This window comes from Streptomyces sp. NPDC087270 (assembly GCF_044744625.1).
Taxonomy (GTDB): domain Bacteria; phylum Actinomycetota; class Actinomycetes; order Streptomycetales; family Streptomycetaceae; genus Actinacidiphila.
Genome location: NZ_JBIUYR010000002.1, coordinates 41,848 through 56,965, shown reverse-complemented (window position 1 = coordinate 56,965; position 15,118 = coordinate 41,848). Strand labels below are relative to the sequence as shown.

Below are 15,118 nucleotides of genomic sequence, written 5' to 3'. Positions count from 1 at the left end.
CGCGGGCCCCACGAACCGGTCCGGGCAGCGACCCGGGCCGTGCCTCACCCTGCCGAATTCCTCGGCGACACCAATGGAAAGGAAACACCTGACATGGCCCTTCTCGACCTTCAGGACATGGAGCCCGCCGAGCACGGACACGGCGGCGAGAACGCCAGCTCGCTGAGCCTGCTGAGCTGCGTCAGCACGGTGAGCTTCCTCATCTGCCTGTGACGTCACGGCGGTTCGACCGGTGACCAAGCCCCGCCCCCCGCACCCGGGGGCGGGGCCCCGGCATGCCCGCCCCCGTGCCTGTCTCCGCCTTCGCCTTGGCACCCGTCTTCGGCCCCGCCTCGGCCCCCGCTCACCCGCACGCCGCCGCCCGCCGGAGGAGGAACGCATGGCCGACCCTGACGCGACGCCGCCGCCCCGCGTGGTGCGGCCCGCGACCCGCGGCAGCAGGGCCGCCGTCTGCGCGGTCGCGGTGCTCGCCGGGCTGTCCGTCGGGCTCGGCCTGCTGCTGCCCACCGCGCTCGGGCACGCCGTGGACCAGGTGCTGCGCGGGCGGGGCGGCGGGCGCTGGGTCTGGGGGTGCGCCGCGGTCGTCGCCGGTCAGGTGCTGGTCGGCGCCGCGAGCGACGTGCTCGCGGCCGTCTCCGGTGCCCGGGTCACCGCGGCGGTACGGCGCCGGGCGGTACGCCACGTGCTGGCCGCCCGGGTGTCCGGTGGCGGCGACCTGGTGACCCGGCTGGTCGGCAACGCGGCCGACGCGGGCGGCGTGCCGGCCGCCGTCGCGACGCTGCCCGCCGCCATCGGCACCCCGCTCGGCGGCATCGTCGCCCTCTTCCTGACCGACCCGTGGCTGGCCGCGGCCTTCCTGCTCGGCGCCCCGCCCATGGCGCTGCTCGTCCACCGCTTCGCCCGCGCCTCCTCCGACAGCGTCGCCCGCTACCAGGACGCCCAGGGCCGGATCGCCGCCCGCCTGGTCGAGGCGATCGGCGGCGCCCGCACCATCGCCGCCGCCCGCACCGAGGAGCGCGAGGCCGCCCGGGTGCTGCGGCCGCTGCCCGAACTCAGCGCCCAGGGACACCGGATGTGGCGGGTCCAGGGCCGGGCCACCGCGCAGGCGGCCGTCCTCGTACCGCTGCTGCAGATCCTCGTCCTCGCGGTCGGCGGACTGCGGCTGGCCCAGGGCGCGTTGACCGTCGGAGGGCTGCTCGCCGCATCCCGCTACGCGCTGCTCGCCACCGGAATCGGCTCGGTGGTCGGGCAGTTGGGCGCCCTCGTCCGCGGCCGGGCCGCCGCTCGCCGGATCGCCGGCGTGCTCGCGGTGCCCGCGCCCGCCCACGGCACGGCCCGGCTGCCGCAGGACGGCCCCGGCACGCTCGAAGTGCGGGGCGTCACCGTCACCCGCGGCGGCGAGACCGTCCTGGACCGGCTCGACCTCACCGTGCCCGGCGGCAGTTGCGTCGCTGTCGTCGGGCCGTCCGGCGCGGGCAAGTCCGTGCTGGCCGCAGTCGCCGGACGGCTCACCGACCCCGACGAGGGCATCGTCCTGCTCGACGGCCGCCCGCTGTCCACCCTCAGCCGGCTCGAACTGCGCGACGCCGTCGGCTACGCCTTCGAGCGGCCGGTCCTGCTCGGCGACACCCTCGCCGACGCGATCGCCTTCGGGCCAAGGGAGTTGACGACCGAGACGGTCACCGGCGCTGCCCGCGCGGCCGGCGCCGACGGCTTCCTGCGGCGGCTGCCCGACGGCTACGCCACCCCGCGCGCCGCCGCCCCCCTGTCCGGCGGCGAGGTCCAACGCCTGGGCCTGGCACGGGCGTTCGCGCACGGCGGCCGGCTCCTCGTGCTCGACGACGCCACGTCGAGCCTCGACACCGTCACCGAACTCCACGTCGCCCACTCGCTGCTGCACGACCCGCTCGGCCGCACCCGCCTGCTCACCACCCATCGCGCCGCCACCGCCGCCCGCGCCGACCTCGTCGCCTGGCTCGACTCCGGCCGGCTGCGCGCCCTCGCCCCCCACCGCACCCTCTGGCAGGACCCGGCCTACCGCGCCCTGTTCGCGGCGCCGTCCGAGGACCCGGGTGGGTCGGTGGCCGCCGTGGCGGTTGGCGGGGAGGGGGAGTTGTGACGGGGGACGGGGTGGTGCGGATGCGTGGGTATCTGCGGCGGCGGGCGTGGGGGCTGGGGGTGTTGGCCGGTTGGTCGGTGGTGGAGTCGGTGCAGACGTTCGTGGTGGGCTATGCGGTCGCGAAGGCGCTCGATGACGGGTTCCTGCGTGGGCGTGACGCGGCCGGGCTGTGGTGGCTCGCGCTGGCGGCCGTCGCGACGCCGTCCGACGACCCGGGTGGGTCGATGGCCGCCGTGGTGGTTGGCGGGGAGGGGGAGTTGTGAGCGGGGACGGGGTGGTGCGGATGCGTGGGTATCTGCGGCGGCGGGCGTGGGGACTGGGGGTGTTGGCCGGTTGGTCGGTGGTGGAGTCGGTGCAGACGTTCGTGGTGGGTTACGCCGTCGCGAAGGCGCTTGATGACGGGTTCCTGCGTGGGCGTGACGCGGCCGGGCTGTGGTGGCTCGCGCTGGCGGCCGTCGCGGTGCCGATCGGCGCGTACGGCACCGCGCGGGTCTTCCGCGGGCTGGCCGGACTGGTCGAGCCGCTGCGGGACACCCTCGTCACGCGGGTGGTGCGCGGCGGGCTGCGGGCCGCAGTGCGCGGGCGCGGCGCCGGAGACGGCGCCGTCGTCTCCCGGCTGACCCATCAGGTGGAGATCGCCAGGGACACGTTCGGCGGCCTGGTCCTGGTGCTGCGCTCGTTCGCCTTCACCGCGGCCGGCGCGCTCGCCGGGATGTGCGCGCTCGCCCCCGTGCTGCTGCTGATCGTGCTGCCGCCGCTGGTCGTCGGGGTCGCGCTGTTCGCGGCGGGCCTGCGCCCGCTGGCCCGCCGCCAGCACGCCTACCTCGCCGCCGACGAGGCGCTCGCCGAGGAGTGCGGCGCCCTCGCCGGCGGCCTGCGCGACATCACCGCGTGCGGCGCGGAACCGCTGATGTCCGCCCGCGCCGACGCCCGCACGGCGACCGCGCTGGACACCGCCCGGGCGCTCGCCCGCTGGGGAGTGCTGCGCGCCGCCGCACTCGCCGTCGGCGGTCAACTCCCCGTGCTGCTCCTGCTGGTGGCCGCGCCCTGGCTGATCCGCACCGGCCGGCTCACCCCGGGCGACCTGCTGGGCGCGCTCACCTACCTCACCCAGTCCCTGCAACCGGCCCTGCAGAACCTCGTGCACACGCTGGGCGCGGCAGGCACCCGGCTCGGCGTCGTCCTGCGGCGGATCGGCGGCGACGCGGACCCGCTTCCCGCCACGGACCCGGTGGTGGAGCGCCCCGACGCACCCGGCTGCGTGCTGCACCTGCGCGAGGTGACCTTCGGCTACGGGCCCGGCGCGGAACCGGTCCTGCACGAACTGGAGTTGACGGTCGCGGCGGGCGAACACCTCGCCGTGGTCGGCCCGAGCGGCATCGGCAAGTCCACCCTGGCCGCCCTCGCGGCGGGCCTGCTGCGCCCCGACCGCGGCGACGTGCGGACCGCGGGCCGCCCCGCGCTCGTGCCGCAGGAGGCGTACGTCCTGACCGGGACGGTGCGGGAGAACCTGGCGTACCTGCGGCCCGGGCCGGGCGAGTCGGGGGACCCCGCGGAGCCGGCTGCCCCGGGGGAGCCCGGGGACGGTGAACTGCTCGCCGCCGCGGACGTGGTGGGGGCCGGGCCGCTGGTGGCCGCGCTGGGCGGGCTGGACGCCGAGCTCGACCCGGCCCGGCTGTCCTCGGGCGAGCGGCAGTTGATCGCGCTGGCCCGAACGTATCTCTCCCCGGCGGGACTTGTGGTGCTGGACGAGGCGACCTGCCATCTCGACCCGGCCGCCGAGGCCGTCGCCGAGGAGGCGTTCGCCCGGCGGCCGGGCGGGACCCTGGTGGTCATCGCGCACCGGATCAGTTCGGCCCGGCGGGCCGGCCGGGTGCTCGTGCTGGACGGCACGCACGCGGTGTGCGGTACGCACGAGGACCTGCCGACCCGCTCGGCGCTCTACCGGGACCTGGTGGGCGGCTGGTCCGAAGCCGAAGCCGAAGCCGAGGCCGAAGCCGAAGCCGACACCGACACCGACACCGAGCCCGAACGTGGCGTTGACGTCGAGTCCGACGCCGCCGCGGCGGCCGATCCCCAGGACGCGGCCGCCGCGGCCTCCTCACACCCAGCCGGCGACCTGCGAGATGCGGATCGCGTCCACCCGGTTGCGGGCCCCCGTCTTCCGGGTGATCGCGGCGAGGTAGTTGCGCACGGTGCCGTCGGACAGGTGCAGCCGGTGCGCGATCTCGGTGACCGGGGCGCCCTCGGCGCTCAGTGACAGCACGCTCAACTCCCTCCGGGTCAACGGCATCTCGGCCGCGTGCAGGAACTCCACCGCGAGCGACTCGTCGACGAACCGTTTCCCCTGGGCGGCCTGGCGGACGGCGGTGGGCAGCCGGTCGGCCGACCGGTCCTTGTTCACGAAGCCCAGGGCGTGTGCCTCATGGGCCCGGCGCAGGTCGCCCGGCTTGCCCGCCCCGGTGAGCACGACCAGCGCGCACCGGGCGCGGGCGAGCCCGCTGCCGGGGCCGACGGTGGCCGTGCCGTGCGTGGTGGGGTGGACCGGGCCGGACAGGCCGCCGCCCCCGCTACTGGTGCCCCCGGCGCCGATGTTCCCCGAACTGCCCCCCGAACTACCGCCGTTCACCGGTCGGCCTCCTCCCCGCGCCCCCGACCCGCCGACGCCGCCCGCCCCCGAGCCGCCGCCGGACCTGGACCCGAGGCCCGCCCCCGTTCCGGCGCCCGTGCCGAAGCCCGCGCCTCGCGCACCGCCCCTGCCGTGGACGGCGCTCGCGCCCGCGGTGGCGCGGCCAGGTCTGCCGAGCGCGCCGCTGAGCGGCCCGCCCGTTCCGCCGATGTGCCGCCGCCACCCCGTACAGTCCGCGTCGACCACGCAGACGTCCGGCCGTAAGTCCCGCGCGGACTCGGCCAGGCGCGGCCAGGCCGTGTCCGTCACTTCGAAGTCCGCCTCCCGGCCCAGCAGAGCCGCCAGTGCGGAGCGCAGCAGGCAGGTGTCATGGGCCACCAGTACACGTATCACCGGGCATTCCCCTCGCGTGGTCGCTTCGGTGCGCCGCCCTCGATCCCCCTGCGGGTGATGTCCGCGACCCCCGGGACGAACGCGAACCCATTCATACCCGGCGGATCACCCCGTGCGGGTGAACTTCACCTCCTGCCGGGTGCAGAGATGGAGTGGTGGGAGGCGCCAGGAGCGCGCGGTGCGCGGACGCGCGCCCTCCCATCGGAGTAATTCACCGTAGTCGAGCCGATACCGAACGTAGCGACGTGGTAGTGGTGCGCGCGGGGGCGTGGAGCGGTGGCCCGGAGGTGTTGGTGCCCGCCCGCCGTCCGCCCCGGGGGCGCCGCCGTGCCGACCGTGCGGGAAGCCGTCGTGCGGTCGATCCGGGGCGCCGCGGTGCCGTCAGTTCGGCGTCGCCGCCATGTCGAGGAGGCCGCAGGCCGTGCGGATGTCCTCCGTCACCTCGGCGACCGAGGCACGGCCCGAGATCCAGCCGACCAGGGCCGCGTGCCAGGTGTGCTCGATCACCCGGACGGCCGAGAGCAGCTCGGCCGGGAGTTCGGCCGGAAGTCCGGCCGGGAGCCCGGACGCCGGGTGCGCCCCGCCCGCGCCGGGTTCCCCGGTGCCGTCCCCGCCCGGCTGCGGCGTCCCCGGTCGGCCCATCGCCTCCACGATGATCGAGGTGGTCAGCTGGGACACCGTGTCGACTTGGGCGCGTACCGAGCGGTCGGCGAAGATCATCGCCCGGAACATCGCGTCGGCGATCAGCGGCTCGCGCTGGAGCGCGCGGAAGGCCCGCAGCAGGGTGTCGGCGACGCGGTCGCCCGGAGCGGACGCGGACGGCGGGCGGGTGCGCAGCGCCGTCTGCAACTGGCCGAGCTGGTCCTCCATGACCGCCACCAACAGGTGGATCTTGGACGGGAAGTAGCGGTAGAGGGTGCCCAGGGCGACCTCGGACAGCTCGGCGACCTCCCGCATCTGCACCGCGTCGAAGCCGCCGCCGCAGGCCAGCTCGGTGCTGGCGGCGAGGATGCGGTTGCGCCGGGCCTCCTGCCGCGCGGTCAGAGCCGAGGCCGGTGGTCTGGGGTGTGCGCTCATCCGTACTGTCCTCTGCCGTGCCGGTGTCGTACCTGTGCCGTACCTCGGGGTGGTGCCTGCGGGGGTGCCGTCGGCCTGCCGGCGCGGGTCCGGGCGGGAGCCGGTTCGCGTGCCGCGCGCCCCGGCTCATGGTGTGTGCATGATGGCAGCCGGGTGCGAGGGGCCGAACCCGCCCCCTGTACGATCCAGTCTGAAACTTGTTCTAGATTAGCGCGACCGGTTACGCTCCGGCCCAATCGCAGCGAGAAGGGAGCCGGAGTGACCTCTCAGTCCGGGCCACTGCGGATCGCGCTGCTGAGCTACAAGGGCAATCCGTTCTGCGGCGGCCAGGGTGTGTACGTCCGGCACCTGTCCCGCGAACTGGCCGCGCTCGGCCACCGCGTCGAGGTGATCGGCGCGCAGCCCTATCCCGTACTGGACGCGCTCGGCGAGGGCGTCACCCTCACCGAGCTGCCCAGCCTGGACCTGTACCGGCAGCCCGATCCGTTCCGCACCCCGCGCCTGGCGGAGTACCGCGACTGGGTCGACGCGCTGGAGGTCGGCACGATGTGGACCGGCGGCTTCCCGGAGCCGCTGACGTTCAGCCTGCGGGCACGGCGCCATCTCGCCGCCCGCCGGGCCGACTTCGACGTGGTGCACGACAACCAGACGCTCGGGTACGGCCTGCTCGGCCTCGGCCTGCCGCTGGTCACCACCATCCACCACCCCATCACCGTCGACCGCCGCCTGGAGTTGGCGGCCGCGGCCGACCGCCGCAAGCGGCTGTCGGTACGCCGCTGGTACGGCTTCACCCGCATGCAGAAGCGGGTGGCCCGGCGGCTGCCGTCCGTGCTGACCGTCTCCGGCTCCTCGCGCCAGGAGATCGTCGCCGACCTCGGGGTGCGGCCCGACCGGGTGCACACCGTGCCGATCGGCGCGGACGCCCGGCTGTTCGCCCCCGACCCGTCGGTGCCCGAGATGCCCGGGCGGATCGTCACCACCTCCAGCGCGGACGTGCCGCTCAAGGGCCTGGTCTTCCTCGTCGAGGCGCTGGCGAAGGTCCGCACCCAGCGGCCCGAGGCGCACCTCGTGGTGGTCGGCAAACGGCCCGAACGGGGGCCGGTGGTCCGCGCGATCGCCGACTTCGGGCTCGCCGACGCGGTCGAGTTCGTCAAGGGGATCAGCGACGCCGAGCTGGTCGACCTGATCCGCGGCGCCGAGGTCGCCTGCGTGCCGTCGCTGTACGAGGGCTTCTCGCTGCCGGCCGCCGAAGCGATGGCCACGGGCACGCCGCTGGTGGCCACCACCGGCGGCGCGATACCGGAGGTGGCCGGACCGGACAACGAGACCTGCCTCGCGGTGCCGCCCGGCGACCCGGGCGCGCTCGCCGTCGCGCTCGAACGGCTGCTGGGCGACGCGGAGTTGCGGGCGCGGCTCGGCTCGGCGGGGCGGGCGCGGGTGCTCGCCCGGTTCACCTGGACGCGGGCGGCCGAGGCCACCGCCGAGCTGTACCGCGCGGCGATCGCGGCGCATCCCGGGCCGGTACGGGTACGCGCGCCGGGTACGGCCGGCGCCGGTACGGGCCTGACGGCCGCGGGTGCCGGCGGACACGGCGGTGGCGCGGGCGCCGGACACCCCGACGCCCCCGAAGAACCTGAAGCCGTCACACCTGCCGGACCCGTCGGAGCCGACCAGGCACCGGGGGACGGCCACCCCAAGACCGCACATCCGGGAAACCCCGTGGGGAGCAATCGCTGATGCTGACCGTCGACTTCACCCGTTTCCCGCTCGCCGCGGGCGACCGCGTCCTCGACCTCGGGTGCGGGGCCGGGCGGCACGCCTTCGAGTGCTACCGGCGCGGCGCGCAGGTCGTCGCGCTGGACCGCAACGGCGAGGAGATCCGCGAGGTCGCCAAGTGGTTCGCGGCGATGCGGGAGGCCGGGGAGGCCCCGGCGGGCGCGTCGGCGCTGGCGATGGAGGGCGACGCGCTCCAACTCCCGTTCCCCGACGAGAGCTTCGACGTCGTGATCATCTCCGAGGTGATGGAGCACATCCCCGACGACAAGGGCGTGCTCGCCGAGATGGTCCGGGTGCTGCGGCCCGGCGGCCGGATCGCCGTCACGGTGCCGCGCTACGGCCCGGAGAAGATCTGCTGGGCGCTGTCCGACGCCTACCACGAGGTCGAGGGCGGCCACATCCGCATCTACAAGGGCGACCAACTCCTCGACCGGATGCGGGAGGCGGGCCTGAAACCGTACGGCACCCATCACGCGCACGGGCTGCACGCGCCGTACTGGTGGATCAAGTGCGCGGTCGGCGTGGACAACGACCAGGCGCTGCCGGTGAAGCTGTACCACAAGCTGCTGGTGTGGGACATCATGAAGAAGCCGCTGGCCACCCGGCTCGCCGACCAGGTGCTCAACCCGGTGGTCGGCAAGAGTTTCGTGGCCTACGCGACGAAGCCGCGGCTGCCCGAGCAGGCGGTGCGCCCGGCGCGGTCGGGCGCGGCCGGTGCGTCAGACGCGTCCACTGGGTCCGGTGGGTCCGGTGGGTCCGCCGAACTCGCGGGCGAGGCGGTCGGGTTCGCCGCGGACCGCGCCAAGTGACCTCGCCCAGCCTCGGGGGGCAGGGCCGCCGCACCGACCGCCTGGTGCTGCCCGGAGTCCTCACCGCCGAGCAGGCCGAGCAGACCGTCGCCGCCATGGCCGCGGCGCAGCGTGCGGACGGGGCGATCCCGTGGTTCCGCGGCCACCACCTCGACCCGTGGGACCACACCGAGGTGGCGATGGCCCTGGACGCGGCCGGCGAACACGACCGCGCGGAGGCCGCTTACGACTGGCTGGCCCGGCACCAGAACCCCGACGGCTCCTGGTACGCCGCCTACCACGACGGCAGCGCCGACCACCCCACCGACCTCGGCCGCGAGTCCAACTTCTGCGCCTACGTGGCCGTCGGCGCCTGGCATCACTACCTCGCCACCGGCGACGACGCGTTCATCGACCGGATCTGGCCGACCGTGCACGCGGCCGTCGAGTACGTCCTCGCGCTCCAGCGGCCCGGCGGCCAGATCGGCTGGAAGCGCGACCCCGACGGCACCGCCGTGAACGACGCGCTGCTCACCGGGAGTTCCTCGATCCACCAGGCGCTGCGCTGCGCCCTGGCCATCGCCGAGCACCGCGAAGAGCCGCAGCCGGACTGGGAGTTGTCGGCCGGCACGCTCGGCCACGCGGTGCGCCGGCACCCCGAGCGGTTCCTCGACAAGTCCCGCTACTCCATGGACTGGTACTACCCGGTCCTCACCGGCACCCTGCGCGGGCCCGCGGCCCTCGACCGTATCGACGCCGGCTGGTCCCGGTTCGTGGTGCCCGGGCTCGGTGTCCGCTGCGTCGACCCCAACCCGTGGGTCACCGGTGGCGAGTCCGCCGAACTCGCCCTCGCGCTCTGGGCGATCGGCCAGTCCGACCGTGCGATCGGGGTCCTCGCGGACATCCAGCACCTGCGCGCCGACGACGGCCTCTACTGGACCGGCTACGTCTTCGCCGACCGCGCGGTCTGGCCCGTCGAACGCACCACCTGGACCGCCGCGGCCCTCCTCCTCGCCGTCGCCGCGCTCTGCGGCGACACCGCGACCGCTGCCGTGTTCTCCACCGACGACCTCCCGACCACCCTCCCGTCCCCCTGCTGCTGAACCCCTCCGGGCGGCCACGCCCTAGGCTGGGCGGATGAGTGAAGCGAGCGGTGGGCGGGGGGAGCGGGGGGAGCAGCCCGTACGCGTGCTTCTCGCCGAGGACCAGGGGATGATGCGGGGGGCGCTGGCGCTGCTGCTGAACCTGGAGGACGACATCGAGGTCGTCGCGCAGGTGGAGGCGGGGGACCGGATCGTGGCCGAGGCGCTGGACGCGCGGCCGGACATCGCGCTGCTGGACATCGAGTTGCCCGGGCGCAGCGGGCTGGACGCGGCCGCGGAGTTGCGGGAGAAGCTGCCGTCGTGCCGGGTGCTGATCCTCACGACGTTCGGCCGCCCCGGTTACCTGCGGCGCGCGATGGAGGCGGGTGCGGCCGGGTTCCTCGTGAAGGACGGGCCGGTCGAGCAGCTCGCCGACGCGATCCGCAAGGTGCTGCGCGGGGAGCGGGTGATCGACCCCGCGCTGGCGGCGGCCGCGCTCAGCGCGGGGCCCAGCCCGCTGACCCCTCGCGAGCAGGACGTGCTCAACGCCGCGGCTGACGGTGCGACCGTCGCGGACATCGCCCAGCGCGTCTTCCTCTCCGAGTCCACCGTGCGGAATTACCTCTCCGCGGCCATCGGCAAGACGGGGACCCGCAACCGCATCGAAGCGGTGCGCTGCGCTCGGCAGAACGGTTGGCTCTAGCTCGCCCCTCCCCGGGGCGCGGGCCCTCCGCGGGCGGCGGCGCCCCTCGCCCTCCCCGGAGCGGGGGCCCTTCGCGGGCGGCGGTTCCTTCCAGGGGCGCGGGGAACTGCGCGACCAGCCGTATCGGTGCCGCGCTGGGCCCGCCGGCCCTGCCCCCGCGGCGGGTTTGCCGGACCACCGGCTGGTGGTGGGTTGCGCGCGCAGTTCCCCGCGCCCCTGATGGTGAACGTGTTTCGTGGGGGTGCCCGCGCTGGCGGGGGGTGGGGAACGTGTTCCGTGGGGGTGCCCGCGTCGGTGGGGGTGGGGAACGTGTTCCGTGAGGGTGCCCGCGTCGGCGGGGGTGGGGAACGTGTTCCGTGAGGGTGCCCGCGTCCGCGGGGGTGGGGGAACGTGGGCCGTGGGGGCACCCCGGGGCGGCTGGGCACTCCGCAGGAGCTACGCCGGTTTGGGGGTCGGGTTGGGGAGGAGGGCGATCAGGGCCGTGCCGACCGCGAGGAACCCCGCGGCGATGAGGAACGCGAGACCGTACCCCGCGGTGAGCGCGTGCGCGGCGTCCGCTCCGTGCTCGCCGCGGGTGGACGCGCGGTCGGCGGCGGCCGTCGCGAGGATGGTGAGCCCGAGCGCGCCGCCGAGTTGCCGTGAGGTGTTGAGCAGGCCGGAGACGATGCCCTGTTCGCTCATGGCGACCCCGGAGGTGGCCGCCGCGGCGATCGGCGTCATCAGCAGCCCCGCCCCGAACATCGTGACCACGCCCGGCCCGAGGATGGTCCCGGCGAAGCCGCCGTGCACGGTGAGCGTGCTCTGCCAGGCCAGACCGACCGCCGAGAGCGCGCCGCCGGCCGCGCCGACCAGTCGCGCGTCGACCCGTCCCATCAGACGAGGCGCGAGCTTGGAGCCGATGATGATCGCGACGGTGTGCGGGAGGAAGGACACCCCGGCCCGTACCGGGCTGTAGTGCAGCACGTTCTGCATGTAGAGGGAGAGGAAGTACCAGGTCCCGAAGGTCGCCGCGCCGCACCCGAGCAGCACGGTGTTCGCCGCGGACACCGACCGCACCCGGAACAGCCGCAGCGGCATGAGCGGCGCCGCCGTACGCGCCTCGACCAGCGTGAACGCCGCGAGCAGCACGGCGCCGGCGATCACCGGCAGCAGCGAGCGCGTCGAGGTCCAGCCGTGCGACTCGCTCTGCGCGATGCCGTACGCCAGCCCGGCCACGCCCGCGGTGACCAGGACCGCGCCCGGGATGTCGAGCCGGCGGGCCCGGTCGGCGCGGCTCTCGGTCAGGCACAGCGCGGCGCCCACCAGCACCAGCGCGCCCACCGGCACGTTGACCAGCAGCACCCAGCGCCAGGACAGGTAGTCGGTGAGCAGCCCGCCGACCAGGCCGCCGGCCGCCCCGCCGCCGGCGCCGACCGCCGTCCACGTGCCGATCGCCCGGGTGCGCTCGGAACCCTCGGGGAAGGACGTGGTGAGGATGGACAGCGTGGTCGGGGCGAGCACCGCCGCGCCGAGGCCCTGCACCGCGCGGGCGCTGATCAGCATCCAGCTGTCCTGCGCGAGGCCGCCGGCCAGGCTCGCCGCGGTGAACAGGCCCAGCCCGACCAGGAAGGTGCGCTTGCGGCCGAAGAGGTCGGCGGCCCGGCCGCCCAGCAGCAGGAAACCGGCGAAGGTCAGGGCGTACGCGTTCACCACCCACTGCTGGCCGCTGTCGCTGAGGCGCAGCGCCGTACGCATCGACGGCAGGGCCACGTTGACCACCGAGACGTCGAGCACGACCAGGAACTGGCCCGCGCAGACCGCCGCGAGCACCGCCCATGCGGGAGGCGCGGTACGGCGGGTGCGGGAGGCGGGCGCGCGCCGCCCCAGGAGTTCGCTCATACGACCATCCTCTCGGTTGACCCGCCGCCGGGCATCGGGATTTCGACCTACCCGGGACCTACGCCCCCGGTCGGCCCCGAGGCGGACCTCCGCCGTCGCCGTCGCCTCCGGCATCCGCCCGCCGTCGCCCCCAACACCCCACCCCCCAAAGGCCGCCGCGGGAATTCCCGCCCCGGAAATCCACCCGGTCGCGATAATCACCACTCCGCGATAATCCGGAAGGCACAAGATCCGATCGGAACCGTCACCCCGCGCGGCCCTATCGCACCCCGCTGATATCCGGAGCCGCTTTACCGAAAACGTCGCCCGAACGAGCGACTTCCGGGCCGGAGTGGCAGTCACCGGAGGCCGGCGGACCATCATGTACGCTGGCCCACGCCGAAGTTAAGGTGCGCCCGGCGCGGGGTCGACCACGGATCAGCAATGGCATGGATCGTCCGGGAACCCTCATGCGAATACGGGCTTCGACGGGTGGGCGTCGTCACCGATTTCCCGCTCCGACCACTGATATCGCCCCCGAAAACCCGCGGGCGGTACGCAGATCGCCTCGGCCGGTCACGGTGTCGGTGGATTACCGGCCCGCTTACCGGTCCGCACCGCGCATTCCGCTTCCCTGGCTCCTCGCCGTGCCTCCAACCGATCACGAGGACCGATAGATGTCAGATCGTTCACCCGCCGGCCGGCCGGCCGGCACGCGCTCGCTCCCCGGAACCCCGGCCCTCGCCCTCGGGGCGGTGGTGGTCTGCGGGCTGGCCTGTGCCGGACTCGCCCTGGGCGGCCCGCGGGACGCGCGGACCTGGGTGCAGGCGGTCGCGATCGGCTACGGCGTGCTGCTGGTGGCGGCCGTCACGTGGGCCGGGAGCATGACGCACCGCGGCCGGGCCGCGGCCGCCCGGCTCGCCGACGCCGACAGCAGGACCGCCGAACTGCGCCGACGGATCGCCCAGTCGGACGCGTACATCGACGGGCATCAGCGGCGGGTGGCGCAGATGGCCGCCGAGGCGGACGCGGTGGGCGCCGAACTGATCGCGGCGCGGGCGGAGTCGGAGCGGCTGCGGAGCCGCCTGGAGGAACTGGGCGCCGACGCGGCCGTGTTGGTGGAGCAGGCGATCCCGGAGATGGTCGGCCGGCTCGGCGCGGGCGCCTCCGCGGGCACCGCGCTGGCCGGCGCGCCCGCACTCGCCGACCCGCGGCACCGCCGGGTCCTGGAGGTCTTCACCGGCGAACTCGCCAACGGCTCACGGCTGCGCGCGGCCACCCTCGCGGCGTGCGCCAACGCCGCGAGCCGGGTCCAGGCGCTGACCACGACGATGATGGCCGACCTGCGCGAGATGGAGAACCGTTACGACCAGGAGGTTCTCGGTGATCTGCTCAAGCTGGACCACGCCACCGCCCAGACCGGACGGCTGGCCGACAGCATCGCGGTGCTCACCGGCGGCCGGTCCGGGCGGCGCTGGACGAAGCCGATCGTGATGGAGAGCATCCTGCGCGGCGCGATCGGCCGGATCAGCGCCTACCAGCGGGTCCGGCTGCACTCGACGAGCAAGGCCGCGGTCGTCGGCCACGCGGCCGAGGGCGTCATGCACGCGCTCGCCGAACTCGTCGACAACGCCACCCGGTTCTCGCCCCCGACCGAGACCGTGCACATCTACGTCGAGGAACTGACCACCGGCGTCGTGATCACCGTCGAGGACGCGGGCCTGGTGATGAGCCCGCCGGCGCTGCGCCGCGCGCAGCACGCCGTCTCGCACGACCCGCTGCGGCTCGGCACCCTGTCCGGCACCCGGCTCGGCCTCGCGGTGGTCGGCGGTGTGGCCGGGAAGTACGGGCTGACCGTCAACTTCCGGCCCTCCTCGCGGGGCGGCACCGGCGTGCTGCTGCTCATCCCGCAGCACCTGATCACGCGGCCGCGGGAGGACCCGGAGGGGTCCGCGGCGTCCCGGCAGTCGGGCGAGCCGCGGACGGGCGCGCCCGCCGGGAGCGGTCCTGCCGCGTCCGGCGAACCCGTGATCGGGCCCGGCGGGCTGCCGATGCGGCAGGCAGGGCAGGCCGCCCGCGGCACACGGATCGTGCCCGCGCCGGCCGCGCCCGCCGAGGGGAGCGCCTGGTCCGCCCCGCCGCCCGGCGCCACGGCAACCGGTTCCACGGCCAGGCCCGCACCCACGGTCACGCCCGCATACGAGCCCATGCCCGCGCCCACGCCCACGCCCGCGTACGATCCCGCGCCCGCGTACGAGTCGAGGCCCGCGTCGGCCCCCGAGCCCGAGCCCGCGCGCGAACCCGCCCCCGACGCCCCGCCCCCCGCCGACGGCACCGGCGACGACCTGTTCGTCCTGCCCAAGCGGGTCCGCGGCCGTACCCTCGCCGACGCCGACCACCCCATGCCCGCGCAGGCGCCGTCGGCCGAACCCCGGCCCGCCACCGGCGACATGGGCGCCCGCTTCGGCGCGTTCGTCGCTGCGGGCAAACGCCAGCGCGAGCAGGCCGCCCGTGGCCGCGCCGCCGCGCCCGAGGACGTACGGCCGCAGGCGCCGCGACCCGACTCGCGTGACGCGCGGCGGGACACGCCGCAGGACGACGCCCCTTCGCCGTAAAGACGTGGCAGCCACGCCCGAACCCCCGTCAGGACGACAGATTGGAGGAAGGGGCCCGCGACCCGGAGCAGTGCCGGGC

The 15,118-nt window shown here is 75.3% G+C and carries 11 protein-coding genes and 1 pseudogene; 9 read left to right on the top strand and 3 right to left on the bottom strand.

Annotation, left to right across the window (positions count from 1 at the left end; translation table 11 throughout):
- Window positions 1–93: 93 nt before the first annotated feature.
- The 4 genes and pseudogenes from ACIPAE_RS03775 to ACIPAE_RS03760 all read left to right on the top strand — a co-directional run.
- Window positions 94–213, top strand: coding sequence for a SapB/AmfS family lanthipeptide (locus ACIPAE_RS03775; RefSeq protein ID WP_328463576.1), 120 nt, complete (start codon window positions 94–96; stop codon window positions 211–213).
- A 166-nt stretch (window positions 214–379) separates the two neighbouring features.
- On the top strand, window positions 380–2,119 hold the full coding sequence (locus ACIPAE_RS03770; protein WP_402442716.1) for an ABC transporter ATP-binding protein: 1,740 nt from the start codon (window positions 380–382) through the stop codon (window positions 2,117–2,119).
- A complete protein-coding gene (locus ACIPAE_RS03765) occupies window positions 2,116–2,382 on the top strand; it encodes a hypothetical protein (protein WP_402442714.1) in 267 nt (88 codons plus the stop codon). The genes ACIPAE_RS03770 and ACIPAE_RS03765 overlap by 4 nt, the downstream gene beginning before the upstream one ends.
- 20 nt (window positions 2,383–2,402) lie before the next feature.
- A pseudogene (locus tag ACIPAE_RS03760) lies at window positions 2,403–3,866 on the top strand (ATP-binding cassette domain-containing protein); the annotation flags it as partial.
- A 354-nt stretch (window positions 3,867–4,220) separates the two neighbouring features.
- Here the strand turns inward: ACIPAE_RS03760 and ACIPAE_RS03755 are convergent.
- Both ACIPAE_RS03755 and ACIPAE_RS03750 read right to left on the bottom strand, forming a co-directional pair.
- Entirely contained in the window at window positions 4,221–5,141 is a 921-nt protein-coding gene (locus tag ACIPAE_RS03755; RefSeq protein WP_402442712.1) for a DNA-binding response regulator, read from the bottom strand.
- 381 nt (window positions 5,142–5,522) lie between these two features.
- Window positions 5,523–6,218 (bottom strand): TetR family transcriptional regulator, encoded by a 696-nt coding sequence (locus ACIPAE_RS03750; RefSeq protein ID WP_402442710.1) that lies wholly within the window; start codon window positions 6,216–6,218, stop codon window positions 5,523–5,525.
- Between the two features lie 258 nt (window positions 6,219–6,476).
- Between ACIPAE_RS03750 and ACIPAE_RS03745 the strand changes: the two genes are divergently transcribed.
- From ACIPAE_RS03745 to ACIPAE_RS03730, 4 genes are read left to right on the top strand one after another with little or no spacing between them, the layout of a single operon-like run.
- Window positions 6,477–7,955, top strand: a complete 1,479-nt coding sequence (locus ACIPAE_RS03745; RefSeq protein ID WP_402442708.1) for a glycosyltransferase family 4 protein — start codon at window positions 6,477–6,479, stop codon at window positions 7,953–7,955.
- Window positions 7,955–8,803, top strand: a complete 849-nt coding sequence (locus ACIPAE_RS03740) for a methyltransferase domain-containing protein (RefSeq protein ID WP_402442706.1) — start codon at window positions 7,955–7,957, stop codon at window positions 8,801–8,803. The genes ACIPAE_RS03745 and ACIPAE_RS03740 overlap by 1 nt, the downstream gene beginning before the upstream one ends.
- Complete coding sequence (locus ACIPAE_RS03735) at window positions 8,800–9,885, top strand: prenyltransferase (RefSeq protein ID WP_402442704.1); 1,086 nt, start codon at window positions 8,800–8,802, stop codon at window positions 9,883–9,885. The genes ACIPAE_RS03740 and ACIPAE_RS03735 overlap by 4 nt, the downstream gene beginning before the upstream one ends.
- 34 nt (window positions 9,886–9,919) lie before the next feature.
- The gene (locus ACIPAE_RS03730) at window positions 9,920–10,567 is read left to right on the top strand and encodes a response regulator transcription factor (protein WP_329369847.1); all 648 of its coding nucleotides are present in this window, start codon (window positions 9,920–9,922) and stop codon (window positions 10,565–10,567) included.
- A gap of 435 nt (window positions 10,568–11,002) precedes the next feature.
- On the opposite strand, the gene ACIPAE_RS03725 is transcribed toward ACIPAE_RS03730, so the two are convergent.
- Window positions 11,003–12,445 carry an MFS transporter gene (locus tag ACIPAE_RS03725; RefSeq protein ID WP_402442702.1) on the bottom strand — a complete coding sequence of 481 codons (1,443 nt, stop codon included), beginning with the start codon at window positions 12,443–12,445 and terminating at the stop codon, window positions 11,003–11,005.
- A 656-nt stretch (window positions 12,446–13,101) separates the two neighbouring features.
- Between ACIPAE_RS03725 and ACIPAE_RS03720 the strand changes: the two genes are divergently transcribed.
- On the top strand, window positions 13,102–15,039 hold the full coding sequence (locus ACIPAE_RS03720) for an ATP-binding protein (protein WP_402442700.1): 1,938 nt from the start codon (window positions 13,102–13,104) through the stop codon (window positions 15,037–15,039).
- Window positions 15,040–15,118: the final 79 nt, after the last annotated feature.

Coding starts and splice junctions, on each gene's coding strand:
- ACIPAE_RS03775 (WP_328463576.1), top strand. CDS start 94: ATGGCCCTTCTCGACCTTCAGGACATGGAGCCCGCCGAGCACGGACAC.
- ACIPAE_RS03770 (WP_402442716.1), top strand. CDS start 380: ATGGCCGACCCTGACGCGACGCCGCCGCCCCGCGTGGTGCGGCCCGCG.
- ACIPAE_RS03750 (WP_402442710.1), bottom strand. CDS start 6,218: ATGAGCGCACACCCCAGACCACCGGCCTCGGCTCTGACCGCGCGGCAG.
- ACIPAE_RS03740 (WP_402442706.1), top strand. CDS start 7,955: ATGCTGACCGTCGACTTCACCCGTTTCCCGCTCGCCGCGGGCGACCGC.
- ACIPAE_RS03730 (WP_329369847.1), top strand. CDS start 9,920: ATGAGTGAAGCGAGCGGTGGGCGGGGGGAGCGGGGGGAGCAGCCCGTA.
- ACIPAE_RS03725 (WP_402442702.1), bottom strand. CDS start 12,445: ATGAGCGAACTCCTGGGGCGGCGCGCGCCCGCCTCCCGCACCCGCCGT.
- ACIPAE_RS03720 (WP_402442700.1), top strand. CDS start 13,102: ATGTCAGATCGTTCACCCGCCGGCCGGCCGGCCGGCACGCGCTCGCTC.